27 protein-coding genes are annotated in these 23779 nt (G+C 72.3%); 13 read left to right on the top strand and 14 right to left on the bottom strand.

Annotated features, from left to right (window positions below):
* The first annotated feature begins 2 nt into the window (after nucleotides 1–2).
* Entirely contained in the window at nucleotides 3–641 is a 639-nt protein-coding gene (locus tag ACIPSC_RS24860; protein ID WP_400828264.1) for an ATP-binding protein, read from the top strand.
* A 236-nt stretch (nucleotides 642–877) separates the two neighbouring features.
* Here the strand turns inward: ACIPSC_RS24860 and ACIPSC_RS24855 are convergent, their stop codons facing one another.
* On the bottom strand, nucleotides 878–1870 hold the full coding sequence (locus tag ACIPSC_RS24855; protein WP_400828263.1) for a SigE family RNA polymerase sigma factor: 993 nt from the start codon (nucleotides 1868–1870) through the stop codon (nucleotides 878–880).
* Nucleotides 1871–2140: 270 nt separating this feature from the next.
* Between ACIPSC_RS24855 and ACIPSC_RS24850 the strand changes: the two genes are divergently transcribed.
* The 4 genes from ACIPSC_RS24850 to ACIPSC_RS24835 all read left to right on the top strand — a co-directional run bounded on the left by ACIPSC_RS24850 (nucleotide 2141) and on the right by ACIPSC_RS24835 (nucleotide 5569).
* Entirely contained in the window at nucleotides 2141–2818 is a 678-nt protein-coding gene (locus tag ACIPSC_RS24850) for a response regulator transcription factor (RefSeq protein WP_238862898.1), read from the top strand.
* An 84-nt stretch (nucleotides 2819–2902) separates the two neighbouring features.
* Nucleotides 2903–4462, top strand: coding sequence for an ATP-binding protein (locus ACIPSC_RS24845; RefSeq protein ID WP_400828311.1), 1560 nt, complete (start codon nucleotides 2903–2905; stop codon nucleotides 4460–4462).
* Nucleotides 4459–4875 carry a hypothetical protein gene (locus ACIPSC_RS24840; RefSeq protein ID WP_400828262.1) on the top strand — a complete coding sequence of 139 codons (417 nt, stop codon included), beginning with the start codon at nucleotides 4459–4461 and terminating at the stop codon, nucleotides 4873–4875. The genes ACIPSC_RS24845 and ACIPSC_RS24840 overlap by 4 nt, the downstream gene beginning before the upstream one ends.
* Before the next feature lie 139 nt (nucleotides 4876–5014).
* Nucleotides 5015–5569: a VanZ family protein gene (locus ACIPSC_RS24835; RefSeq protein ID WP_400828261.1), complete on the top strand. Its 555-nt coding sequence runs from the start codon at nucleotides 5015–5017 to the stop codon at nucleotides 5567–5569.
* On the opposite strand, the gene ACIPSC_RS24830 is transcribed toward ACIPSC_RS24835, so the two are convergent.
* Entirely contained in the window at nucleotides 5536–7341 is a 1806-nt protein-coding gene (locus ACIPSC_RS24830) for a regulator (protein WP_400828260.1), read from the bottom strand. The genes ACIPSC_RS24835 and ACIPSC_RS24830 overlap by 34 nt on opposite strands.
* A gap of 33 nt (nucleotides 7342–7374) precedes the next feature.
* On the bottom strand, nucleotides 7375–8016 hold the full coding sequence (locus tag ACIPSC_RS24825; protein WP_400828259.1) for a PhzF family phenazine biosynthesis protein: 642 nt from the start codon (nucleotides 8014–8016) through the stop codon (nucleotides 7375–7377).
* Between the two features lie 168 nt (nucleotides 8017–8184).
* On the opposite strand from ACIPSC_RS24825, the gene ACIPSC_RS24820 reads away from it, so the two are divergent.
* Complete coding sequence (locus ACIPSC_RS24820) at nucleotides 8185–8556, top strand: hypothetical protein (RefSeq protein WP_400828258.1); 372 nt, start codon at nucleotides 8185–8187, stop codon at nucleotides 8554–8556.
* 140 nt (nucleotides 8557–8696) lie between these two features.
* Here the strand turns inward: ACIPSC_RS24820 and ACIPSC_RS24815 are convergent, their stop codons facing one another.
* Both ACIPSC_RS24815 and ACIPSC_RS24810 read right to left on the bottom strand, forming a co-directional pair.
* A complete protein-coding gene (locus ACIPSC_RS24815) occupies nucleotides 8697–8897 on the bottom strand; it encodes a DUF397 domain-containing protein (RefSeq protein ID WP_400828257.1) in 201 nt (66 codons plus the stop codon).
* A gap of 10 nt (nucleotides 8898–8907) precedes the next feature.
* A complete protein-coding gene (locus ACIPSC_RS24810) occupies nucleotides 8908–9798 on the bottom strand; it encodes a helix-turn-helix domain-containing protein (protein WP_400828256.1) in 891 nt (296 codons plus the stop codon).
* Nucleotides 9799–10046: 248 nt separating this feature from the next.
* Here ACIPSC_RS24810 and ACIPSC_RS24805 point away from each other — a divergent pair, with 248 nt between their 5' ends.
* Genes ACIPSC_RS24805 through ACIPSC_RS24790 form a run of 4 tightly spaced genes read left to right on the top strand, consistent with a single transcriptional unit; the run spans nucleotide 10047 to nucleotide 11165 of the window.
* Nucleotides 10047–10412 (top strand): ATP-binding protein, encoded by a 366-nt coding sequence (locus tag ACIPSC_RS24805; protein WP_400828255.1) that lies wholly within the window; start codon nucleotides 10047–10049, stop codon nucleotides 10410–10412.
* Between the two features lie 40 nt (nucleotides 10413–10452).
* The gene (locus ACIPSC_RS24800) at nucleotides 10453–10692 is read left to right on the top strand and encodes a hypothetical protein (RefSeq protein WP_400828254.1); all 240 of its coding nucleotides are present in this window, start codon (nucleotides 10453–10455) and stop codon (nucleotides 10690–10692) included.
* On the top strand, nucleotides 10689–10829 hold the full coding sequence (locus ACIPSC_RS24795) for a hypothetical protein (protein ID WP_400828253.1): 141 nt from the start codon (nucleotides 10689–10691) through the stop codon (nucleotides 10827–10829). Before ACIPSC_RS24800 ends, ACIPSC_RS24795 begins: the two co-directional genes overlap by 4 nt.
* Before the next feature lie 30 nt (nucleotides 10830–10859).
* Nucleotides 10860–11165, top strand: a complete 306-nt coding sequence (locus tag ACIPSC_RS24790) for a hypothetical protein (protein WP_400828252.1) — start codon at nucleotides 10860–10862, stop codon at nucleotides 11163–11165.
* Between the two features lie 152 nt (nucleotides 11166–11317).
* On the opposite strand, the gene ACIPSC_RS24785 is transcribed toward ACIPSC_RS24790, so the two are convergent.
* Entirely contained in the window at nucleotides 11318–12151 is an 834-nt protein-coding gene (locus ACIPSC_RS24785) for a MerR family transcriptional regulator (protein WP_400828251.1), read from the bottom strand.
* A 304-nt stretch (nucleotides 12152–12455) separates the two neighbouring features.
* Between ACIPSC_RS24785 and ACIPSC_RS24780 the strand changes: the two genes are divergently transcribed.
* Entirely contained in the window at nucleotides 12456–12638 is a 183-nt protein-coding gene (locus tag ACIPSC_RS24780; protein WP_400828250.1) for a PspC domain-containing protein, read from the top strand.
* Nucleotides 12639–12751: 113 nt separating this feature from the next.
* Here ACIPSC_RS24780 and ACIPSC_RS24775 read toward each other — a convergent pair whose 3' ends face one another.
* The 3 genes from ACIPSC_RS24775 to ACIPSC_RS24765 all read right to left on the bottom strand — a co-directional run bounded on the left by ACIPSC_RS24775 (nucleotide 12752) and on the right by ACIPSC_RS24765 (nucleotide 15663).
* On the bottom strand, nucleotides 12752–13105 hold the full coding sequence (locus tag ACIPSC_RS24775) for a hypothetical protein (RefSeq protein WP_400828249.1): 354 nt from the start codon (nucleotides 13103–13105) through the stop codon (nucleotides 12752–12754).
* Nucleotides 13106–13367: 262 nt separating this feature from the next.
* Nucleotides 13368–14516, bottom strand: a complete 1149-nt coding sequence (locus tag ACIPSC_RS24770; RefSeq protein ID WP_400828248.1) for an adenosine deaminase — start codon at nucleotides 14514–14516, stop codon at nucleotides 13368–13370.
* A 181-nt stretch (nucleotides 14517–14697) separates the two neighbouring features.
* The gene (locus ACIPSC_RS24765) at nucleotides 14698–15663 is read right to left on the bottom strand and encodes a LysR family transcriptional regulator (protein ID WP_400828247.1); all 966 of its coding nucleotides are present in this window, start codon (nucleotides 15661–15663) and stop codon (nucleotides 14698–14700) included.
* A 107-nt stretch (nucleotides 15664–15770) separates the two neighbouring features.
* Here ACIPSC_RS24765 and ACIPSC_RS24760 point away from each other — a divergent pair, with 107 nt between their 5' ends.
* Nucleotides 15771–17078 carry an MFS transporter gene (locus ACIPSC_RS24760; RefSeq protein ID WP_400828246.1) on the top strand — a complete coding sequence of 436 codons (1308 nt, stop codon included), beginning with the start codon at nucleotides 15771–15773 and terminating at the stop codon, nucleotides 17076–17078.
* 143 nt (nucleotides 17079–17221) lie between these two features.
* Nucleotides 17222–17776 (top strand): Uma2 family endonuclease, encoded by a 555-nt coding sequence (locus ACIPSC_RS24755; RefSeq protein ID WP_400828245.1) that lies wholly within the window; start codon nucleotides 17222–17224, stop codon nucleotides 17774–17776.
* Between the two features lie 27 nt (nucleotides 17777–17803).
* Here the strand turns inward: ACIPSC_RS24755 and ACIPSC_RS24750 are convergent, their stop codons facing one another.
* The 5 genes from ACIPSC_RS24750 to ACIPSC_RS24730 all read right to left on the bottom strand — a co-directional run bounded on the left by ACIPSC_RS24750 (nucleotide 17804) and on the right by ACIPSC_RS24730 (nucleotide 23519).
* A complete protein-coding gene (locus ACIPSC_RS24750; RefSeq protein WP_400828244.1) occupies nucleotides 17804–19081 on the bottom strand; it encodes a thymidine phosphorylase in 1278 nt (425 codons plus the stop codon).
* A gap of 98 nt (nucleotides 19082–19179) precedes the next feature.
* Entirely contained in the window at nucleotides 19180–19581 is a 402-nt protein-coding gene (locus tag ACIPSC_RS24745; protein WP_400828243.1) for a cytidine deaminase, read from the bottom strand.
* A complete protein-coding gene (locus tag ACIPSC_RS24740) occupies nucleotides 19578–20843 on the bottom strand; it encodes an ABC transporter permease (protein ID WP_400828242.1) in 1266 nt (421 codons plus the stop codon). Before ACIPSC_RS24740 ends, ACIPSC_RS24745 begins: the two co-directional genes overlap by 4 nt.
* Nucleotides 20840–21994 (bottom strand): ABC transporter permease, encoded by a 1155-nt coding sequence (locus tag ACIPSC_RS24735; RefSeq protein ID WP_400828241.1) that lies wholly within the window; start codon nucleotides 21992–21994, stop codon nucleotides 20840–20842. The genes ACIPSC_RS24740 and ACIPSC_RS24735 overlap by 4 nt, the downstream gene beginning before the upstream one ends.
* Before the next feature lie 4 nt (nucleotides 21995–21998).
* Nucleotides 21999–23519, bottom strand: a complete 1521-nt coding sequence (locus ACIPSC_RS24730) for an ABC transporter ATP-binding protein (protein ID WP_400828310.1) — start codon at nucleotides 23517–23519, stop codon at nucleotides 21999–22001.
* Between the last annotated feature and the right edge of the window lie 260 nt (nucleotides 23520–23779).

Genomic DNA, 23779 nt, shown 5'->3' with positions numbered 1-23779 from the left:
TCGTGAGTGACTCCCCGCTGAACCCTGTGCCGACGACCCGCGCCCGGGTGGTCCTGCTGTCCGGTCCCTCCGGTTCGGGGAAGTCCTCGCTCGCCGAGCGCAGCGGCCTTCCGGTGCTCCAGCTCGACGACTTCTACAAGGACGGGGACGACCCCACCCTGCCGCTGCTGCCCGACGGCGCGGTGGACTGGGACTCCCCGCTCGCCTGGCACCGCGACCAGGCCGTCGCCGCCATCCGCAGCCTGTACGAGACCGGCCGCGCCGACGTCCCGGTGTACTCGATCCCGCACAACGGCCGGATCGACACCCGGGTCCTGGACCTCGCCGGCGCCCCCGCGTTCATCGCCGAGGGCATCTTCGCCGCCGAGATCACCGCCGAGTGCGCCGCGGAGGGCCTGCTCGGCGACGCGCTCTGCCTGCGCAACGGCGCCCTCACCACCGCCTGGCGCCGACTGCGCCGGGACGTCCGCGAGGGCCGCAAGTCGCTGCCGGTGCTGGTGCGCCGCGGCTGGCGGCTGATGCGCGCCGAGCGCTCGATCGTCGAGCGCCAGGTGGCCCTCGGTTCCTACCCCTGTGCCGGGTCGGAGGCCGCGCGCCGGATCACCGCGGCCGCCTGGGCGACGGAGTACTCCGCGGTCTGAGCGGCAGCGCGCCGCTCCCCGCTCCCCCGGCCTCGCGCGGGGCCGGATACGACGGAACGACGACGGGCCCAGTGCGTCTCCCCCGCACCGGGCCCGTCGTCTCCTCCTGGACGGCCGCCGGACTCCCCCGGCGGCGCCGCTCCCCCGAGCCGGCGCCACCAATCCGCTGACCGTCCGCTACCCGTCCCCCGACGGGAGTTTCCGTGGCCGCGTCCCCCGCGGCCGGCCGGTCGCCGTTACGCGACCAGCTCACCGAACGCACGGGCGGTGTCGCCCGACTTGTTCAGGTGCTCGTCCTCGCGCAGCCGGCGCAGGGCGCGCCAGATGCTGCTCTTCACCGTGCCGACGCTGATGCCGAGCACGTCGGCGATCTCCGGGTCGGTCTTGCCCTCGTAGTACCGCAGCACCAGCATGGTCCGCTGGTTCTCCGGCAGCTTGGCCAGCGCCTGCCAGAGCACGGCGCGCAGCTCGGTGCCGCCCATCGCGTCGGTGTCGCCGGCCGTCTCCGGCAGCTCCTCGGTCGGGTACTCGCTGACCTTGCGGCGCCGCCAGGCGGAGATGTGCAGGTTGGTCATGGTGCGGCGGAGGTAGCCCCCGACCGCGGCCTTGTCGGTGATCCGGCCCCAGGCCCGGTAGGTGCTGAAGAGCGCGCTCTGCAGCAGGTCCTCGGCCTCGTAGCGGTCACCGGTGAGGTGGTACGCCGTGGCGTACAGGGAGGCGCGGCGCTCGCGCACGTACGCGGTGAACTCGTTGATGTGGTCCGCCGCGACGGCCGGGTGCTCCCCCTGCGCGCCTCCCTGTCCCGCCTCGGTGGCGCGGGCCGCTGCGGGGTTCAGCCGCAGCAGCGTCGCGCCCGCGGCCTCACGGCCGGCCGATTCCCCCGAATCGACCGTCCGAAGACCGCTCCCCCCGATCCCCCGGGTTCCCCCGTTCCCCCCCAGGGCGTCCTTGCCCTCGACGCGGACGGGGAGGATCCCCCGCAGCGTGAGGGTGTTGGCGGAGTCGACCGCACTCCCCATGCGGCCGATTCCGTGAAGCTCCCCCTGCCTGCTGCCGCCGCTCACCCGGCAGGCAGCAGTGTTTCCACCGGTGCTGTGCGCGCACCCCCGTACGGTCACGGCACCGGAGGCCTCGTCGGTCCTGACCTCGAACCGGGTCCGGTGGGTGGTCGCTGACGAACGCGCGGTGCGGACAGCCGGGTTGGTCCGGGTCTGAAGCGTGGCGTTCATCGTGCGCCCCCTTGGTCGGTACGAGCGGTTCCTGTTGCCGCCTTCCAGCCGGCCGGTTGGCCCGCTGTCCTGCGGCGACATGGAAAATCCTGCCCGCCGGTTGTGATGGGCCTGTCCGCCGACTGTCACAGGGGTGTCACAGGGCCGGGCCTTTCGTCCCGCACTCCCACCCGCCCTCACGGACGCCGGTGGCGCACATTCCGGTTCCCGCCCGGGCGGTGAGCGGTGCCGGGGGGTGATTCGCCGCTCCGGGTGAGCCAGAATGAGGCCGTGCCTTTCCTCCTTCTGATCGAGGACGACGACGCCATCCGCACCGGCCTCGAACTCGCCCTCACCCGCCAGGGCCACAAAGTGGCCACCGCCGCCTCCGGCGAGGACGGTCTGAGGCTCTTCAAGGAGCAGCGGCCGGACCTCATCGTGCTGGACGTCATGCTGCCCGGAATCGACGGCTTCGAGGTCTGCCGCCGGATCCGGCGGACCGACCAGCTGCCGATCATCCTGCTGACCGCCCGGTCCGACGACATCGACGTGGTGGTCGGCCTGGAGTCCGGTGCGGACGACTACGTGGTCAAGCCCGTCCAGCCGCGCGTCCTGGACGCCCGGATCCGGGCCGTGCTGCGCCGCGGCGAGCGCGAGAGCTCGGACTCCTCGGCGTTCGGCAGCGTGGTGATCGACCGGGCGGCGATGACCGTCACCAAGGACGGCGAGGACCTCCAGCTCACCCCGACCGAGCTGCGGCTGCTGCTGGAGCTCAGCCGCCGGCCCGGGCAGGCGCTCTCCCGCCAGCAACTGCTGCGCCTGGTCTGGGAGCACGACTACCTCGGCGACTCCCGCCTGGTGGACGCGTGCGTGCAGCGGCTGCGGGCCAAGGTCGAGGACGTCCCCTCCGCGCCGACGCTGATCCGCACCGTCCGCGGGGTCGGCTACCGGCTGGACCCGCCCGCGTGAGCGCCGCCGACCGCCCGCTCGCCCTGATACCCCGTTCCTCCTGAACTTCCGCTACGACAGGCTCCCGTGACTGACCACCAGACGATGACCAGCCGGTTCTCCTCGGGCCCGTGGCGACGGCTGCGCTCCCTGCGGGTGCGGCTGATCGCGGTGTTCGCCGCCGTCGCACTGACCACCGCCGTCTCGGCCTCCGGCATCGCGTACTGGCTCAACCGCGACGCGGTGCTCAAGCGCGCCCAGGACACCGCCCTCAACGACTTCCGCGTCTCGCTCAGCCGCAACGTCTCGGAGCTGCCGCTGAACGCGACCTGCGACGACCTGATCAAGCTCGCCACCAGCGTCGCCAGCAGCGGCCTCAACTACGAGGTGGTGATCAGCGACCCCGCGCGGCCCGACTGCGTCGCCTCGTCGAATCCGATGGGCTTCACGCTGGCCAACGTCCCGGCGAAGCTGCAGGACACGGTCGCCAAGCCGCGCGAGGTCACCGAGAGCAACCCGTACCCGTACCACCTGTACTGGCAGCGGCAGAACCTGGAGGGCCGGCCGTTCGTGATCGGCGGCACCAAGGTGGTGCCCACCGGTCCGACGGCGTACATGTTCAAGTCGCTGGAGAACGAGCGGGCCGACCTCAACACGCTCGGCTGGTCGCTGGCGATCGCCACGCTGCTGGCGCTGATCGGCTCGGCGCTGCTCGCCCAGGCTGCCTCGGCGACCGTGCTGCGCCCGGTCAAGCGCCTCGGCGACGCCGCCCGCCGGCTCGGCCAGGGCCACCTCGACACCCGGCTGGAGGTCGACGGCTCGGACGAACTGGCCGACCTCGCCAGGACGTTCAACCGGACCGCGGAGTCGCTGCACGAGCAGGTCGAGGAGCTGAGCGCACGCGAGGCGCAGAGCCGGCGGTTCGTCGCCGACATGTCGCACGAGCTCCGGACGCCGCTGACCGCGATGACCGCGGTGACGGACATCCTGGAGGACGAGGCGGAGTCGCTGGACCCGATGATCGAGCCGGCCGTCCGGTTGGTGGTCAGTGAGACCCGGCGCCTGTCCGACCTGGTGGAGAACCTGATGGAGGTGACCCGCTTCGACGCCGGCACGGCCAAGCTGGTCGCCGACGAGGTGGACATCGCCGACCTGATCATGTCCTGCATCGACGGCCGGGCCTGGTACGACGCGGTCGAGGTGGACGCCCCGCGCGGCATCCTGGCGGTGGTCGACCCGCGCCGGCTCGACGTCGTCTTCGCCAACCTGATCGGCAACGCGCTGAAGCACGGCGGCTCGCCGGTGCGGGTGAAGGTCCGGGAGGAGTCCCGCGAGGAGCGCGGCGAGGAGCCCCGCGAGGAGTCCCGCGAGGAGTCCCGTGTGGAGGGCGGCGGCGTGGTCGTCGTCGAGGTCTCCGACAGCGGCCCCGGCATCCCGGAGGACGTGCTCCCGCACGTCTTCGACCGGTTCTACAAGGCCGACAAGGGGCGGGCGCGGTCGGAGGGCAGCGGGCTGGGCCTGTCGATCGCGATGGCCAACGCACAGATCCACGGGGGGACGATCACGGCCGCCAACGGGGAGGTGGGAGCGGTGTTCACGCTGACGCTGCCGCTGACCCCGCCGCCACCGCCGGCGGACGCCGCCACCGAGGAGAATGCGCAGTGAGCGCCGCCACGTCCTTCCGCCCACTGCTGCGCCCCGCCGCGGGCGCGGTGCTGCTGCTCGCGCTGGCGACCGGCTGCGGGATCCGCCCGACCGCCGTCCCGGTGGACGCGGGCGCGCCGGCCAGCCGGACCGCCTGCCCGACCGTGGTGCTCGTACCCACCGCGCCCGCCACGCCCTCGGCGGCCACTCCGGCATCGGCGCCGACCGTCCAGGGCGCGCCGCCGGCCAAGGCGGGCGCGAGCCCGTCGCCGTCGGCGGTCGCGTCCGCCGCCCCTTCCGCCGCCCCTTCGGCCGCCGCTTCGGGGACGCTCTCGCCGACCCCGAAGGCGTCCACCCCGAAGGCGTCCACCCCGCCGGCGGACAACGCGTTCAGCGCGATGCCCTCGGCGTCGCCCACGGCGATCTGCCGGTAAACCTGTCGGCGTGCTCCCGGATGGCCTTCCGGGGGCGCGCCGGAATGTTCGCGCCGGGCGTGGAACCGATGCGCCACCGGCTCACGTCCTTCCCCCCGTGCAGCGACATGGCACCAGGACACGCGACGAGCGTTCCGGCGTGCGGACCGAGACCCGGCCGACGACGGACGTCCACCGGCCCTTCCGCCTGGCGGGGCTCTTCGCCCTCACCGTCCATCTGGCGCTGGCCGGTTGGCTGGTGCTGAGGCCGCTGCCGGTGGCCTGGGTCTACGACGCCAACCTGACGCCGCTGGCCTCGCTCCGCTTCGCGACCGCCTGGCAGGTGCTGGGCGAACTGTTCCTCCTGGCTCCGCTCGGCGTCCTGCTGCCGCTGGCCGGCGGACGGCTCCACGCCCGCTGGTTCCCGTCCTTCCTCCGCACCACCGGCGCCTCGGCCCTGCTGGCCACCGCCCTGGAGTTCCTGTCCTCCTGGACACCGGGCCACGTGCTCGACGTCGACCGGATCCTGTTCGCGGTGATCGGCGTGGCCGGCACCCACCTGGCGATCGTCCCCGCCTCGCGCTCGCTGCTCCAGCGCGCTGCCCACGGCCCCCGGCCGACACCGTCCGCTCCGGTGGTCCCGGCTCCGGCCTCGCCCGCCCCCGCGGCTCCTGCGGCGGTCTACGCGGACCCGGTCTCCTCCCCCGTGCGCTGAGGGCCGGCTGCGGGTTCCGGCTCGTCTCCCCCGCGGCTGTCGGCGGCCCGCCACTCCTCGTGGACCCGGACGGCCTCCGCGAACCGCCACATCGGCTCCGGAATGCCCCAGGTCTCGCCCGGCGGCTCGTCCACGCCGCCGTCGGGCTCCACCCTGCCGCCGTACGTGGGGAACTCGCCGAGTTCGCTCAACGTCTGGCCCAGGTTGAACCAGGCCACGACGCAGAACGCCGGATGGCCGCTCCACAGCCGCAGCGCGGACCTCAGCGCCTCGGCGGCCTCCACGCGCCGGTTCAGTGCCCGCAACGCCAGTCCGCGATCGTGCCAGGCCTCGCCCTCCCGGTCGGGGTCGTCAAGCCGTCGGGCGACCCTGAGCATCAGCGTGGTGGTCTCCAGGCGCTCCTGATCGCCGTACAGCGGGCCGTAGGAGGCGAGAAGCTTGCCGATCCGGAAGGCGGTCGCCCATTCCCCCGTGGCCTCGGCGAGCTGGGCCGCCTCGATCAGGTTGGAGCACTCGTCGCTCACCCAGCCCACGTCCTCGGCGCCCGGGTAACCGTCCGCATCGGGGCCGAGGTGGGCCCGTTCGAACTCGTCCGCGTAGTGGGCCAGCAGGGCGCGCAGGTGCGGCGCGTACCGGTCGCCGGCCGCGCGGGCGTGCCCGGCCGCGTACTCGCGGACCAGGTCGTGCATGCTCCACCGGCCGCCCTCCGGGCTCTGCCGGAGCAGACCCGTGGCGGCCAGCCCGGCCAGCCGACGGCGGGCCTCCCGCGGGGAGTTCGCGGTGAGCGCGGCCGCGGCCGCGGTGGAGATGTCCGGTCCCGGTGCGAGGGCGAGCAGGTCCAGCAGCTCGGTCTGGGCCGGATCGAGCCGGCGGCGGGAGCGGTCGAGGGCGAGCCGGACCGGGCGTTGCCCGTCCGAGAGCCCGTCGATCCGCTCCAGCCGGCCGCCCTCCTCGGACAGTTCGTCGGCGAGCTCGGTGAGCGCGAGGTGCGGATCCTGGACCAGCTCGGTGGCGACGAGGGCGAGCGCGAGCGGCAGGTGGCCGCAGAGCCCGGCGAGCCGCAGCGCGTCCGTGGAGTCGTCCGTGATCCGCTCCGGGCGGCGGCGTGCCGTGCGCAGGCGGCGGGCGATGAGGTCGACGGCGCCGTCCGGAGTGAGGACGTCCAGGTCGACCAGGGTCGCGTCCAGCGCGCTCAGGGTGTGCCGCGAGGTGACGAGCAGGCGGTGCGGCCCGGGCCCTGGGCGCAGGTGCCGGACCTGGTCGGCGGTGGAGGCGTTGTCGGCAACGATCAGGGTGCCGAGACCGCCCGCCGTGCGGAGCCGGCTGCGCAGGAGTGCGGCCCTGCCCCCGTCGTCCGGGGGGAGCTCGGCGGGCGGGATGCCCAGCGCGCGCAGGAGGGTGTCCAGGACCTGTCCGGGGGCGACGGGTGAGTCGTCGTAGCCGCGCAGGTCGACGAAGAGCGCGTGCGCGAACCGGGCCCGGTCAAGGGCGGCGTGGGCCGTGGCGAGGGCGAGCGTCGTCTTGCCGACGCCGCCCAGCCCCGCGACGGACGCCACCAGGACCGGTTCGGCGCTCACGGCCTCCGGGTCGAGCAGCGCCAGCAGCTCGGCCAACTCCGCCTCGCGCCCGGTGAACCCCTGTGGCACGGGCGGGAGCTCCGGCAGGTCCGGCAGGCCGACGGGCCCGCCGCCGGACGCCAGGGTGACATGCGCGTGGGCCGCCATCACCACGTTCTGGAACTCGCCGCCGCTGATCGCGTTCGAGACGTCCATGCTCGGCACTCCCCTGCTCCCCCTCGTGAGCCCTCAGGCCCGCCGGACCCTGCCGCCCACCTCGACGAGGCCGCCGTCACGGATCGCCGTGACGAGCTGCGACCCGCGGCCCTGGGCGATCGCCAGGTCCCGCTGCAGCTGGGCGGTCAACAGCAGGGCCGCGGCGCCGGTGGCCTCGTCCTCGTCGATGCCGTCCCCGCGCCCGGGGAAGGCGCGTGCGCGGACGGTGCCGGCCGGCTCGTCCTGCCAGGCCCAGGCGTAGATCCACTCCCCCGGGGGCGGGACCTCCAGCGCGTCCACCTCGGCCGCCGAGCCGTACTGCCGGGTCGTCCGGGCGGGCGCCCACTCCGGGCGGGCCTCGATCCGGGTGAACTCCCCGTCGTGGCGGACCCGGACGGTGCCGGCCTCGGTCACCAGCCGGTCCGCGCCGAGCAGCCAGGCGGCGCCGACGCACGGGTGACCGGCGAACGGGAGGCGCAGGCCGGGGGTGTAGATGTCGATCGCGCCCTGCTCCGGGTCGTCGACGAACACCGTCTCGCTGAAACCGAGTTCGCGGGCGAGCGCCTGGCGCTGCGCCTCCTCGGGCACGGCCGCGCCGTCGCGCACCACCCCGAGCTCGTTGCCGTGCTCGCCGCCGGGACCGCAGAACACCCGCAGCACCTCGTAGTCCGCCACTCGCCCACCCCTGCCGTCGTCTGCCGTCGTTCCTGGCCCACCCCGCGTGCCCCTGCGCGCGGTCCACCGACCGTACCGCGCGGAAAAGGGGAGGTCAGGTGTCGGTCCACTCCAGTACTGTGCGCCCTCGTCCCCATCAGTAGTTCATCCTCACTCCACAGGATCTCCGTGAACCTCGACTTCAGCGTCGACCCCGTCTTCTCCTGGTACGTCGTCGCCCTGGCGGTCAGCGGCATCGCGATCGTCGCCCTCGGCTCCGTCAGCAACGCACTGAGGCCCGGCGGGCGGCTCTTCTTCGTGCTCGCGGGCCTCGCGTTCATCGGCTACGCCTACTACCTGGCGTTCGTCTTCGAGGGCGGCGAGTACCGCCTGTACTACCAGACGTTCGCCATCCCGGTGCTGCTGACCGTCCACTGGGTGAAGACCCTGATGGCACGCCGCAACCAGGCCCCGCAGCCGGTGCCGTCCGCCGCGCCGTACAACCCGAACGCGCCGCACCCGGGCGCGCAGCCGGTCCCGCCGCAGCAGCCGTCCGCCTGACCGGTCGGCCCGTCCGGCCCCGACGTGCCCCGGCCCGTCGGGGCCGGGGCACGTCGGCCTCCGTCACGGTGCGAGGCGGTGGAGGTCGCACGGAAGGAGGGTGGCGTCCCGCCCGTCCTTGTCATGCTTGGACAGCGCGCTCAGATCAGGTGGTCGAACTCGCCGGCCTTGGCTCCGAGGATGAAGGCACGGAGCCTCGCGGCAGTGGTCGTGACAATGACGTCCGGGTCGTCCGACTCGCGGAGGTGGCGGAGGTCGCCGACACCGGAGGCAAGTTCAAGACAGTTGTCTGCGCCTTCCGCACCACTGAACGATGACTTCTGCCAGGAGAGGTGGAGCATCGTGTGCCTTTCAGGTCTGAAGCAGGTAGAGAAGGTGCTGAATAAGCCCCCATGAGTCACGGGAGGGGAGTTCTCGGAGGGACTTCCTGGTATCGACAGCAGGAAGAGCAATATCACTCAGCTGCGTGAAGGTCTGACGATAGGCGGCGATGTCGACCGGATCGCCGAGGTGCTCGGCTCGCTTGGGCCCGGCAACAACAATCGTCGAGAGGTCCGTGCAGCCGGGGTCGCAGAACAGGAAGGACGCCGACAGCGGCCCGTGCTTCGGTGCGGTGAACGGCAGCACCTGGATCGTGACGTTGGGGAGCTGCGCCATTTCGAGGAGGTGAAGCAGCTGAGCTCGCATGACCGCATCCCCGGCGAATCGCATCCGCAACGCCGCCTCATGGATCACGAACCGGAACGTGCGCTGCTTGCCATCGACGAGGATGCGCTGCCGATCCATCCGGAAACGAACCGAGGCTGCGACGTCCCACTTGCCATCACGGTATGCATCTTCGTAGATGGCTTCCGTGTACGCCGGAAGTTGAAGAACCCCGGGGATGTAGAGCGTGTCGTAGCTGTCGAGACGAACCGACCTGTCCTCGGCCTCTGCCAGGTCGAGCGCGAGAGGCGGGACCTGATCCTCGTACGCTGACCACCATCCCCTGCCCGTGCTGCGCCCCATGTCTGCAAGCGCCACTCGGAAGGCAACATCAGTGCAGCCGTAGGCATCGAGCCAGACTTCCAGGCGCTCCGGGTTCAGGGTGATCCGACCTGCCTCGGTGTGGCTCACCGCAGGCCCCTTCATCCCCACCAAAGTCCCGGCCTCCGAAGCGGACAGCCCCACCGCCAAGCGGAGTCGTTGCAGCTCGTCTCCAAATCGGCGCTGCCGCTGGCTGATCGGTCCCTTGTATCCCACGGCCGTCCTTCCCTGTCCGCGCAGTCTCGCGCACAAGCCGCCCGCGACGCCACCGCATGGGGTCCCACTTAGCGAGACTTATCGATCGGCTTGCAACTCTGACATGCAGCCCCCTACTCTCAGTGTTGCACCGATCACACGATGGAGCGTCAGTAATGCCTGCCCGGGCGCCGCAGAGCAGCCATTCACGGCCTGGCTCACGGTCACGTCTTCGTCGCGAACTCCCTCTCCTCTCCCGGAGGTTCCTCGTGCGTGCCTTCAACCCTCCCGACTGGTCCGCCGCCCGCCACGAACTGCGGGAAGCCCTCACCTTCTCCAACTGGCCGCCGGACACCATCGCCGACGCCGAACTCGCCCTCCACGAACTGTTCGTCAACGCGTGGAAGCACGCGGGCAGTCAGGCGCCCCTAGTCGTCGTCCTGCTCCTCAACCGCACCCTCCGGGTCTCGGTCACGGACGACAGCCCGGTCCTCCCCGAGCCCCGCACTTCCTCCACCCCCTACGAACTCTCCGGCCGCGGGCTGCACTTGGTCCGCTCGCTCACCCACCGGTTCGGCGCCGACCCCCGCAAGAACGGCAAGTCCGTCTGGTTCGAGCTGGACGCCGCCGCATGAGCCGCCACGCGCTCCGCGAAGCCGTGAGAAGGCCGCAGGCATGGGCGTCCTGATCCCCCTCGTCACCGATGCGATCCACACCGAGCGCACCACCGCCGCCTACCTCGCCGTCGAATCCGCCCCCGACGCCGTCGTCCAACTCCGCGTCGCCGTCGACCTCGACGTCCACGCCGCCCCCGGCGAACACCTCGCGCTCCCCCTCACCCGCGACCAGGCGCTCGACCTCCTCCACGACCTCGCCGCCCACCTCGGCCACCGCGTCATCGGCATCACCCGATGAGGGCCGGAACCGCCGACTTCCTCATCGCGACCGCCTTCGTCACCTTCCTCGCACTGGCGATCCTCACCGTCGCCCTCGGCGTCGTCACCGCCCTCCGGGTCCACCGACCCGACGAAAGCGACACCCCTCCCGACTGACCGATCCACCCCTCCGAAGGGCCCACACCCATGCCCGGCCCCGACGCCGCCACCTCCGGCGCCGGCCTCCTCCTCGCCAACGCCCTCGCTGCCACCCACTTCGCCGTGGCCGCCGCCTTCAACGCCCACACCGGCAGCACCCCCGTGCCGCCCGTGCCCGACGACTTCGACTGGTCGCAGCTCGAATCCTTCGTCCACCGGCTCGGCTTCGAGGCCGACCACTCCGACGCCGCCCTCAACCTCTACCGCCTGCTCACCGCCGTCCAGCGGATCGCCTACCGCGAGGCCGCCGGCCGGAACACCGCCTGGCACCCCGCCCGCCTCAACCCCACCTAGGAAGTCGGCCCCTCCGACTTCCTGCTCCCCACGGACGGCCCTGAGACAGTCGTCGATTGCATCCTTGCCATCCGATACATCGCCGGCACGCCCGGAGGCCAGGCCACCACCGGCCCGGCCTCCAGGACAAGCACAGCTCGACCGCTCGGGCCTCAGGCCTCCCCGACCGCCCGGGTGAACACCGCGGCGACGTCCGCCACGTGCTCGCCGTCCTCCGCGGTCGCCCAGTTCGGGTAGAACACCTCGCGCGAGCTGCCGATGCGCTCGTACCCCTGCTCCCAGATCCAGGTGAGCACCGCGTCGTGCACGGAGGCCATCGTCCCGAAGTCGCGGTCGTTCTTCCCCAGTTCGGTGTACGCCTCACGGTGCGCCGGCTCGATCCGCACTCCGATCTCCCCCACCGGCTCGACCGTGTTCATCGTCGGGACGCAGACCTCCACCGGGCCGTCCGAGTCCTCGCTCACGATGCCGTGGTAGATGGTGAAGAGCGGCCCGGACAGGCAGGCGTCCGTCGACCGCAGGTGGTCGAAGATCATGGTGGTGGCCTCGGAGAGGAAACCGAGGAGCTCTCCGCTGGTCACATGGCGCCGGATGAACAGCACCTTCTGCTCGGGCACGTCGCGTTCGGCCATCTCGTACATGCGCGGATTCCTTCCGGCCAGGACCTCTCGGGCGTAGCCCACCGCCTCCCGGCGGGCCTCGTGCACGGACTGCTCCCCCCGCCAGTAGGCGTCGAGCAGCCGGACCGACTCGGCACCGCCCGGGTCGAGCACCCCCGCGATCAGCGCCAGCGGCATCCCGGCGGCGCGCAGCAGCGCGATCCGGCGGGCCCGCTCGACCTGCTCCGGGAGGTACCGGCGGAACCCGGTCCGCGGATCGACGTGTGCGGGCGGCAGCAGCCCCCGGTCCCCGTACAGCCGCAGCGCCTTGTGGCTCAGCCCGGTCCGGGCCGCGAGCTCGCCGATGCCGATCAAGTCCTCGTGCATGCCGCCACTCTGGCCCCTGCCCCAGGGGCAGACGCAAGCGGCCGGCGCAGCCCTGGCCCCGCGCGAGAAGTCGGCCCCTCCGACTTCTCACGCGGGGCCCCACCGGACCGCCCCACCGCGGCACGACGGGCAGAGGCCTCCGGGGCGCCCCTGAGGTGAACCCCGAGAGGACGTCCGTCTTCCCGGTGACGGAGCTCCGGGGCGGGATCGCCATCCAGGCTGAGGATTCGGCGGCCGCGACGGCGGAGCATGGAAGTACGCCAGCCGGAGAGACCGGCCCAGGCGCTACGACACGGAGAACGCCATGAGCCGCCTCGCCCGCCCCCGCCACAACCGCGTCATCGCCGGCGTCTGCGCCGGGATCGCCGAGCGCTTCGGCCTGTCGGCGTGGACCGTCCGGATCATCTTCCTCGCCTCCTGCCTGCTGCCCGGCCCGCAGTTCCTGATCTACCTGGCGCTCTGGCTGGTGCTCCCCCAGGAGCCGTGACCGCGGGGGGCTCGTGGGCCCCGCGGGCTCCACAGCCCCCGACAACGACGGCGGGCCGCCCGCGCCCCGGGATCACCGGGGTGCGGGCGGCCCGCCGTACGAGGTGGAACGCGTCAGCCGCCGAGGCCCGGCAGCGGGAGGGCGCCGGTCAGCCCGCCGAGCGGGGTCTTGTCCAGGCCCGGCACGCTCGGGACGGCGGCCCGGGGGGCCGCGTCGGCCATCGGCGCGGTGGCCTGGCCGGCGGTGGGGGCGAGGGTGCCCAGGGTGCCGGTCACCTTGTCGCCGCCGGGCAGCTTGCCCGCGGTGTCGACGACCGCACCGGTCACGGCCGGGTTGCTCACCAGGCCGGCGGGAGACCCGAGGCCACCGGCGGCGACCGGGTCGGCCGACGCGCTGCCGGCGCCGACCGCCGCGATGGCGAGACCCAGCGCGGCAGTGCCGGCGGCCTTGAGCTTGGCCTGCTTCATGTTCGTCCCCTTGGATCCTCGTCGGTGGCCGACGTCCACGGCCGAACGGCGGGGTCCGCCGCCACGACCGGTCGGCGATGACTGGCACACCGTAGTGAGTGGATCGCACGAGGATCAAAGGCTGTTAACCCACACGAGTGGGTAGTCAGATGAACGTCAATTCCCTTGCGACAAAAGAGTGTTCATCCGACCAGGCGTTCGGGCCGGCGGCCGGCCGGCGCCCCCCGGCACCGGCCACCGCACGACCTCGGGAGCCGCTGCCTCAGGAGCCGCTGCTGAACAGCCACTCCGCCTTGAGCTCGGCGTAGCCCGGCTTGATCACGTCGTTGATCATCGCCAGCCGCTCGTCGAACGGCAGGAACGCCGACTTCATGGCGTTGACCGTGAACCACTCCATGTCGCCCAGGGTGTAGCCGAAGGCGTCCACCAGGTGGCCGAACTCCAGGCTCATGCTGGTGCCGCTCATCAGGCGGTTGTCGGTGTTGACCGTCACCCGGAACTTCAGCCGGCTGAGCAGCCCGATCGGGTGCTCGGCGTACGACGTGGCCGCCGCGGTCTGGAGGTTGGAGGTGGGGCACATCTCCAGCGGGATGCGCTTGTCGCGCACGTACGCGGCCAGTCGGCCGAGCTCGACGCTGCCGTCCTCGTTGACGGTGATGTCGTCGACGATCCGCACGCCGTGGCCGAGCCGGTCGGCGCCGCAGCACTGCAGGGCCTCCCAGATCGACGGCAGGCCGAAGGCCTCGCCCGCGTGGATGGTGAAGTGGTTGTTCTCGCCCTTGAGGTAGTCGAAGGCGGCCTGGTGGCGGGTGGGGGGGTAGCCGGCCTCGGCGCCCGCGATGTCGAACCCGACCACGCCGCTGTCGCGGTGGCGGTTGGCCAGCTCGGCGATCTCCTGCGAGCGGGCGGCGTGCCGCATCGCGGTGATCAGGGTGCCGACGCGGATGCGGTGGCCGGCGTCGCGGGCGTTGCGCTCACCGAGGCGGAAGCCCTCCTGGACGGCCTCGACGACCTCGTCGAGGGTCAGGCCGCCCTCCAGGTGCTGCTCGGGGGCGTAGCGGACCTCGGCGTAGACGACACCGTCGGCGGCCAGGTCCTCGGCGCAGTCGGCGGCGACCTTGATCAGGGCCTCGCGGGTCTGCATGACCGCGCAGGTGTGCGCGAAGGTCTCCAGGTAGCGGACCAGCGAGCCGGAGTCGGCGGCCTCGCGGAACCACTCGCCGAGTTCCTTCGGGTCGGTGGTGGGGAGGCCCTCGTAGCCGACCGCGGCGGCCAGCTCGACCACGGTCTCGGGGCGCAGCCCGCCGTCCAGGTGGTCGTGCAGCAGCACCTTGGGGGCGCGGACGATCTGCTCGGGGGTGGGGATCCGGGGGCCGGCGCCCGCGGTGGTGACAGGGATCTGCTTCTCCATTGCGGGAGTGTAGCTCCTACGCGCGTAGACAGGCCACCGTCCACACGGGCGGTTCGGCCAATGTGCACCGGTAATTCCACCGATCGGACGAGCGCCACTCCCTACCGGCCAGTTACCCCGCCGCCGGGCGGCTGTGTCGGGGCAGGAGCCACCCAGGTCCCCGCCCCGGCCCCCGTCCCCGTCAGTCGTGCTGCAGCAGCCGCCCCCGCCGCGACAGGACGAAGTCCCGGAACGCCGCCACCGGCGGGGTCACCGGCCGGCCCGCCGCCCAGGCCAGGCCGATCGCCCGCCGGGTGCGCGGCGCCGTGACCTCCAGCTCCACCACCCCGGGCCGCGGCACCAGCGCGGGCGGCAGCAGCGCCACCCCCAGCCCGGCCGCGACAAGGCCGCGCAGCGTCTCCGCCTCCTCCCCCTCGAAGGCGATCCGCGGCGCGAACCCGGCCTCCTCGCAGAACCCGTCGGTGATCGCCCGCAGCCCGTAGCCGCGCTCCAGCCCGACGAACGGCTCCTCGGCCACCTCGGCCAGCCGGATCCGGCGCCGGCCGGCCAGCCGGTGGTCGGCCGGCACCACCAGGTGCAGCCGCTGCTCGTCCAGCCTCCGCGCCACCAGCGCCGGGTCGTCGTCCGGCACCGGCGCGACCAGGCAGAGGTCCAGCTCACCGGCGCGCAGCCGCTCCAGCATCGCGCCGACGTAGTCCTGCACCAGCTGGAACCGCACCTGCGGGTACGCCGCCCGGAAGTCGCGCAGCAGCGCCGGGACGGCGTCCGTGCCCATCGTGTGGAGGAAGCCGAACGCCACCCGCCCGGTGGCCGGATCGGCCTCCGCCCGGGCCGCCTCCGCGCCGCGCTCGACCTCGGCCAGCGCCCGCTCCACCGAGGCCAGCAGCAGCCGGCCGGCCCGGGTCAGCCGGACGGTCCGGCCCTGACGGGCCAGCAGGTCCACCCCCAGTTCCGCCTCCAGCCGGGCCACCGACCGGGACAGCGTCGGCTGCGGCATGCCCAGCAGTGTGGCCGCCTGCGTCACGTGCTCCAGCCGCGCCACGGCCGCGAACTGAGCAAGCCTGGGGGCGAGTCGGGCGGTCGGCAGCTCCGGCCCCAGCTCGGCCAACCGGTGCGGGAGCTCGGTCTCCGGTTCGCCCTCGGCCATCTCGGTGCCACCTTCCCCTCGCCGGCCTCTGCTCATGCACTCTCGTATGCATTATCGGCCGATCATGCATTGGACGCATCAACCGCGGCAGGCCTAACGTCGGAGCCATGCAGCCCTCAAGTACCGGGGCATCCGTGGCCACTCCGGATGCCCTCACCCAGCCGTCCCTCCACACCGATCCGGCCCCGCGCACCGCCGCCGCCGACGACCGGCTCCGCCCCGGGCAGCGCGCCTTCCGCCGCGCCAACCTCGCGCTCTTCGCCGCCGGCATCGCGACCTTCGTCCTCCTCTACTCCACCCAGGGCCTGCTGCCGATCCTCTCGGCCGATCTCGACCTCACCCCGGGCCAGGCCAGCTGGACGGCCTCCGCCGCCACCCTCGGCCTCGCGCTCGCCCTGCTCCCGGCCAGCGCGCTCTCCGACCGATACGGCCGCACCGCGGTGATGACCGCCTCCGTGCTGGGCGCCTCCGTGCTCGCGCTGGCGCTGCCGTTCGCCCCGGACCTCACCACCCTGGTCGTGCTGCGCGCCCTCCAGGGCGCCGCGCTCGCCGGGCTGCCGGCCACCGCGATGGCCTACCTCGCCGAGGAGGTCCACCCGTCCGCGCTGGCCTCCGCGATGGGCCTGTACGTGGCGGGCAACAGCATCGGCGGCATGGGCGGCCGGCTGCTCTCCGGATGGGTCGCCGCCGGCTTCGGCTGGCGCTGCGGCCTGGCCGCCTCGGCCGCCCTGGCCCTGCTCGCGGTGCTCGCCTTCCGGCTGCTGATCCCGGCCGCCCGGCACTTCGCCCCGGCCCCGGTGGACGCCCGCGCCCTGGCCCGCACGGTCGGCCGGCACCTGCGCAATCCGCTGCTGGTCCGGCTCTACGCACTCGGGCTGCTCTTCATGGCCGTCTTCGGCGCGGTGTACAACACCGTCGGCTACCGGCTGATCGCCGCGCCGTTCCAGCTGCCGGAGTCGGTGGCCGCCTCGATCTTCGTCGTCTACCTGGTCGGCACCGGCACCTCGGCCGCCGCCGGACGCCTCGCCGGCCGCCTCGGCCGGCGCGGCGCGCTCTACGTGGCGATCGGCGTCACCGCCACCGGGCTGCTGCTCTCGCTCACCGACTCACTGGTCTGCGCCCTGCTCGGCCTGGTACTGATCACCGCCGGCTTCTTCGCCGGCCACGCCACCGCCTCCTCGGCCGTCGGCCGCACCGCCACCGAGGGCCGCGCCCAGGCCTCCGCGCTGTACCTGATCGCCTACTACCTGGGGAACAGCCTCGGCGGCACGATCGGCGCCGACGCCTACCACTCCACCGGCTGGTCCGGCGCGGCCGCCGTCGGCCTCGCCGCGATGACCGTGGCCGCCGCGGTCACCCTGTACGCGACCCGCCAGGCCCACGCCGCTCGGCGGGCCGTGCCCGCGGTGCACTGAACCGGCCCGCCGTCGCCACAACCGCACCGACCTGCCGAAGTCGTGACCGCCCGGCGGATACCTGACGCTCCACGTCAGGTATCCGCCGTAGCGGCAGAGTGAGAGCCGCCCAGCCGTCGGCAGACGTCGATACACTCCGGAACATGAGCGTCGGTCCTGCCGCGTACGCGCGACTGCGCGAGATCGCGGATCAGCTGCCGCGGATCCCGGGCGCAGGGAAGGTCGAGATCGCCGACGGCGGGATCGTGGTGACGCTCTCGCCGGTGCTGCGGCACGAGCTCGCAGTACTGCGCATCTCCCAGCAGCTGAATGCCCGGCTGCCGCGCACTCACCCGGGCTGCATCGCCCACGGCGGAGCGGACCTGGAGGACGTCGGGCTGGGCCTGCGCCGCAACCCCGATCTGATGGTGTTCCCCGAGGCGGCTCTGGAGGGCGAGGACGCGTCACTCGCTCCCCACGAGGTACTGCTCGTCGTGGAGGTCGTCTCCGAGTCCAACCCCGGGACCGACCACCACGACAAGGTCCGCGACTACGCGGCCATGGGCATCCCGTTCTACCTGCTCGTCGACCCCCGCACCGGTACCGGCATCGTGCACTCGGAGCCCGGCTACGACTCCCGCGAGAAGTTCGTCTTCGGCGACGTCATCGCCGTCGGGCCGTGGACCGTCGACACCGGCGTCCTGCGCACGTACGCCTGATCGGCCGTACGTGCGCAGGACCGGTGATCAGGCGATGCGGTCCAGCACGATCGGGTTCGGGGTGAACGCGGTGCCGGCCGGGGAGACCTCGATGCCGCCGGCGAGGGCCTCGATCGCGTAGTCGAAGCGCTCCGGGGTGTCGGTGTGCAGGGTCAGCAGCGGCTGGCCGGCCGCCACGGTGTCGCCCGGCTTGGCGTGCATCTCGACGCCGGCGCCGGCCTGCACCGGGTCCTCCTTGCGGGCGCGGCCGGCGCCGAGGCGCCAGGCGCAGACGCCCACCGCGTAGGCGTCCAGCTTGGTGAGCACGCCGGAGGCCGGGGCCGGGATGACGTGCTGCTCGCGGGCGACCGGCAGCGCGGCGTCCACGTCGCCGCCCTGGGCGGCGATCATCCGGCGCCAGTGGTCCATCGCGGAGCCGTCGCGCAGCGCGTCGGCCGGGTCCTTGCCGTGCACGCCGGCCGCGGCGAGCATCTCGCGGGCCAGCGCAAGGGTCAGCTCGACGACGTCCGCCGGGCCGCCGCCGGCCAGCACCTCGACGGACTCGCGGACCTCCAGCGCGTTGCCCGCGGTGAGGCCGAGCGGGGTCGACATGTCGGTGAGCAGGGCGACGGTGTTGACGCCGGCCGTGGTGCCGAGGCCGACCATGGTGCGGGCCAGCTCGCGGGCGTCGTCCAGGTTCTTCATGAAGGCGCCGGAGCCGACCTTCACGTCGAGGACGAGCGCGCCGGTGCCCTCGGCGATCTTCTTGGACATGATCGAGGAGGCGATCAGCGGGATGGCCTCGACGGTGCCGGTGACGTCGCGCAGCGCGTAGAGCTTCTTGTCGGCCGGGGCCAGGCCGTCGCCGGCGGCACAGATGACGGCGCCGGCGTCGCGCAGGACGTCCATCATCTCCTCGTTGGAGAGCAGGGCGCGCCAGCCGGGGATGGACTCCAGCTTGTCGAGGGTGCCGCCGGTGTGGCCGAGGCCGCGGCCGGAGAGCTGCGGGACGGCGGCGCCGCAGGCGGCGACCAGCGGGGCGAGCGGCAGGGTGATCTTGTCTCCGACGCCGCCGGTGGAGTGCTTGTCGCTGGTGGGCAGCGGCAGCGAGGAGAAGTCCATCCGGACGCCGGAGCGGATCATCGCGTCGGTCCAGCGGCTGATCTCGCGCGACTGCATGCCGTTCAGCAGGATCGCCATGGCGAGCGCGGACATCTGCTCGTCGGCGACCTCGCCGCGGGTGTAGGCGTCGATGACCCAGTCGATCTGAGCGTCGCTCAGCTCTCCGCGGTCGCGCTTGGTCCTGATGACGGAGATGGCGTCCATGTCTTGCTCCAGGAAGAGGTTCAAAAAGCGAAGAGTGTCGCGAGCTGGCCGGGTTTCGGCCTACTCGCGACACTCTACGCGCGTAACAGAGAGACGGACTAGAGCCGCTCCGGCCCGAACGCGTCGGGGAGCACCTCGCTCATCGGCTTCACCCCGGAGGGCAGCTCGACCAGCAGCTCGGGCCCGCCGTGCTCGTACAGCAGCTGGCGGCAGCGCCCGCACGGCATGAGCAGTCGGCCGTCCCCGTCCACACAGGTGAACGCGATCAGCCGACCGCCGCCGCCGGCGTGCAGCGCGGAGACCAGGCCGCACTCGGCGCAGAGGCCGAGCCCGTACGAGGCGTTCTCCACGTTGCAGCCGGTGACCACGCGGCCGTCGTCCACCAGCGCCGCCGCGCCGACCGGGAACTTGCTGTACGGGGCGTAGGCGTGGCCCATCGCCTCCCGCGCCGCGGCGCGCAGCCGCTCCCAGTCGACCGCCGGGGCCGTTCCGGACGTCACTTGCCCTGGCCCTTGCGGTAGATCTGGCCGTCGGCCTTCGGCGGCCGCAGGCGCTGCGACGCCAGCGAGAGCACCACCAGGGTGATCACGTACGGCGTGGCCACGATCAGCGGACGCTGCACCTGGTCGGTGGTGAAGTACCAGGCGAACAGGCCGCCGGAGACCACGAGGGTGATCGCCGCGGAGGTCAGCTTCCGGCGGTAGACGTTCCAGATCGCCAGCAGCGCCATCGCGATGGCGACCACCAGGATCAGCACGTGCACCGACTCCGGGTCGCGCAGCTGGAGGCTGTCGGTGAAGCCGAACAGGCCGGCGCCCATGGCGAGACCGCCGGGCATCCAGTTGCCGAAGATCATCGCCGCGAGGCCGATGAAGCCTCGGCCGAGGGTCTGGCCGTCCTTGTAGAAGTGCGCCGCGACCAGCGAGAGGTACGCACCGCCGAGGCCGGCGAAGGCACCCGAGGCGACGACCGCGTAGTACTTGTACTTGTAGACGTTGACGCCCAGCGACTCGGCCGCGGTCGGGTTCTCACCGCAGGAGCGCAGACGCAGGCCGAAGACGGTGCGCCAGAGGATGAAGTAGCTGGCCACGATCAGCGCGCCGGCCAGCGGCACCAGGACCGAGATGTTGGTGACCAGGCCGCCGAGCACGCCGGCGACGTCGGAGACCAGGAACCAGTGGTGGGCCTCGATGTCCTTCAGGCCCGAGGAGAGGCCCGGGATGGTGATGTACGGCAGCGGATCGGCCGGCGGGGACTGGTTCGCACCGGCGCCGTCGGCGATGTAGTCCTTGTAGTAGATCCGGTTGACGTACGCGCAGATGCCGGGGATCAGCAGGTTGATACCGACACCGGAGACGATGTGGTCGACGCCGAAGGTGACGGTGATGACCGCGTGCAGCAGACCGCCGAGCGCGCCGCCCAGCATGCCGGCCAGCAGGCCGACCCACGGGTTGACCAGGAAGCCGGCCCAGGCACCGCAGAAGGTGCCGGCGACCATCATGCCTTCGAGGCCGATGTTGACCACGCCGGCCCGCTCGGACCAGAGACCGCCCAGACCGGCCATGCCGATCGGCACGGCGGCGCTGAGCGCGGCGGTGACCTGACCGGAGGAGGTCAGCGAGTGGTTGTCGGTGATCATGCCGACGGCGGAGAACAGGACCAGGGTGCCGGCGATCAGCAGCAGCACCACCGGCCAGGACATCTTGCGCTTCTTGGCGGGAGCGCCCGGCGCCTTCGCACGGGCAGCGGTGGCGGTGCTCATGCCGACACCTCCTTCTTCTCGTTGGCCGCGGCCTGGGCGGCGAGCTCGGCGCCCACCCGCTGCTGCTGGCGCTTGAGGCCGTAGCGGCGCACGACCTCGTACGCGACGACGACACAGATGACGATGGTGCCCTGCATGACCGGCACGATCTCCTGCGGGAAACCGCCCTGGTTCGGGAGCAGCGAACCAGTCGTGTCCAGGAAGGCGAAGAGCAGCGCCGAGAAGGCCATGCCGATCGGGCTGTTGCGGCCGAGCAGGGCGACCGAGATGCCGAGGAAGCCGAGGCCGCCCTGGAAGCTCTGGCCGAAGTTGTACGAGTTCTGCAGCAGCTCGGGCAGGCCGATCAGGCCGGCCAGCGCACCGGAGACGCCCATCGAGATCAGCACCATGCGCTTGACGTTCACGCCGGACGCGGTGGCCGCGGACTCCGAGCGGCCGGTGGCGCGCAGGTCGAAGCCGAAGCGCGTGCGGGTCAGGGTGAACTGGAACGCCACGCCGACCAGGATCGCGATGAAGAGGAAGCCGTAGAGCGGGCCGCCGTTGGTGTCGAGCGCGAAGAAGTGGCTGGACTGCGAGACCGGGGCGGTCTGGATCGCGTTGGTGGTGCCGCCCTTCTCCGGCGCGAAGATGCCGGGGACGAGCAGCAGACCGACGATGGCGATCGCGATGGCGTTCAGCATGATGGTCGAGATGACCTCGCTGACGCCGCGGAAGACCTTCAGCAGACCGGCGATGCTGGCGTAGAGGCCACCGACCAGCATGGCGGTGATCAGCAGCAGCGGGATCTGGATGAACGACGGCAGGTCCATCTGGCTGCCGACGTAGGCCGCGAACAGCGCCGCGACCTTGTACTGGCCCTCGACACCGATGTTGAAGAGGTTCATCCGGAAGCCGAACGCGGCGGCCGCGGCGGCCAGGTAGTACGTGGTGGCCCGGTTGAGGATCAGCACCTGGCCGTCGGCCTTGGTGCCGAACGTGACCATCACGTCCCAGGCGTCGAACGCGTTCTTGCCCGAGGTCGCCAGCAGGACCGAGCAGATCGCGACGGAGAGGATGACGGCGAGGACCGGCGCCGCGAGGGCGAGCACGATCTTCTCGACGTTGAACCGCTGCGCCAGGGAGCTCTTGGCGGCGGGGGTGGAACTGGTCATGTGGCTACTCCCCCGCCTGCGGGTCGTCGGCGGTGTCGGTGGGGGTGTCGGACGCGTCGGTGCCCTCGGCCAGCGTCGTGTGGAACTCCTCGACGGCCTCCGGCTCCGACTCGATGTGGCCGCGGGCCGCGCCGGTCATCGCGGTGCCCAGGTCCTCCGCGGTCACGGTGGCCGGGTCGGCGTCGGCGACCAGGCGGCCGCGGTAGATCACCCGGATGGTGTCGGAGAGGCCGATCAGCTCGTCGAGGTCGGCGGAGATCAGCAGCACCGCGAGGCCGTCCCGCTGGGCGGTCCGGATGTGCTCCCAGATCTGCGCCTGCGCGCCGACGTCCACACCACGGGTCGGGTGCGCCGCGATCAGCAGCTTGGGGTCGTGGCTCATCTCGCGGCCGATGATCAGCTTCTGCTGGTTGCCGCCGGAGAGGGAGGCCGCGGTGACCTCGATGCCGGGGGTGCGGACGTCGTACTCGTCGACGATCCGCTGGGTGTCGCGGCGGGCGCCGGCCGGGTCGAGCAGCACGCCCCGGGAGTTCGGGATCTCGGTGACGTGGCCGAGGATCCGGTTCTCCCAGAGCGGGGCCTCCAGCAGCAGGCCGTGCTTGTGGCGGTCCTCGGGGATGTAGCCGATGCCGGCCTCGCGGCGGGCGCGGGTCAGCGTGCCGGAGAGGTCCTTGCCGTCCAGGGTGACGGTGCCGGCGTCCAGCGGGAGCATGCCCATGATCGCCTCGACCAGCTCGGCCTGGCCGTTGCCCTCGACACCGGCGATCCCCAGGACCTCGCCCTTGTGGATGCGCAGCGAGATGTCGTCGAGCACCACGCGCTCGATGCCCTCGGCGTCGGTCTTGGCGATCCGCAGGCCCTGGACGTCGAGCATCTCGCTGGTGGTGACGGTGGACTCGCGGCTCTCCGGGGAGGGGAGCTCGGCGCCGACCATCAGCTCGGCGAGCTGGCGCGCGGTGACGCTCTTCGGGTCGGCGTCGCCGACGGTGGTGCCGCGCCGGATGACGCTGATCGCGTCGGCCACCGACAGCACCTCGTGCAGCTTGTGCGAGATGAAGATGACGGTGACGCCCTCGGCCTTGAGCTCGCGCAGGTTGTCGAAGAGTGCGTCGACCTCCTGCGGGACGAGGACGGCGGTCGGCTCGTCGAGGATCAGGATCCGGGCGCCGCGGTAGAGCACCTTGAGGATCTCGACGCGCTGGCGGTCGGCCACGCCCAGGTCCTCGACCAGGGCGTCGGGGCGGACGCCCAGGCCGTACTGGTCGGAGATCTCCTTGATCTTCGCCTTGGCCTTGGCGCCGATGCCGTGCATGTGCTCGCCGCCGAGGACGACGTTCTCCCAGACGGTCAGGTTGTCGGCCAGCATGAAGTGCTGGTGCACCATGCCGATGCCGCGCGCGATGGCGTCGCCGGGGGTGTTGAACTCGCACTGCTCGCCGTTGATCGCGATGGTGCCCTCGTCCGGCTTCTGCATGCCGTAGAGGATCTTCATCAGCGTCGACTTGCCGGCGCCGTTCTCGCCCATGAGGGCGTGCACCGTACCGGTGCGGACGGTCAGGTTGATGTCGTGGTTGGCCACGACACCGGGGAAGCGCTTGGTGATGCCGCGCAGTTCGACGGCCGGTGTCGCCGTCCCCGCGCTGGGGGTACCGCCCTGGTTCAGGGCGGGATCGGATGCGGTGATGGCGATCTCCTGGTGGTCTGGAGGCGCGACGTTGCGCTGGAGGGCCAAAAGAGAAAACGGTGGGGGGACGGGACGGGGCCCGGGGGTACGCACTGAGCGCA

The sequence above is a fragment of the Kitasatospora sp. NPDC090091 genome, from assembly GCF_044747365.1.
Taxonomy (GTDB): domain Bacteria; phylum Actinomycetota; class Actinomycetes; order Streptomycetales; family Streptomycetaceae; genus Kitasatospora.
The sequence above is the reverse complement of the archived record's forward strand: the minus strand, read 5'-3'. Positions and strand labels throughout refer to the sequence as shown.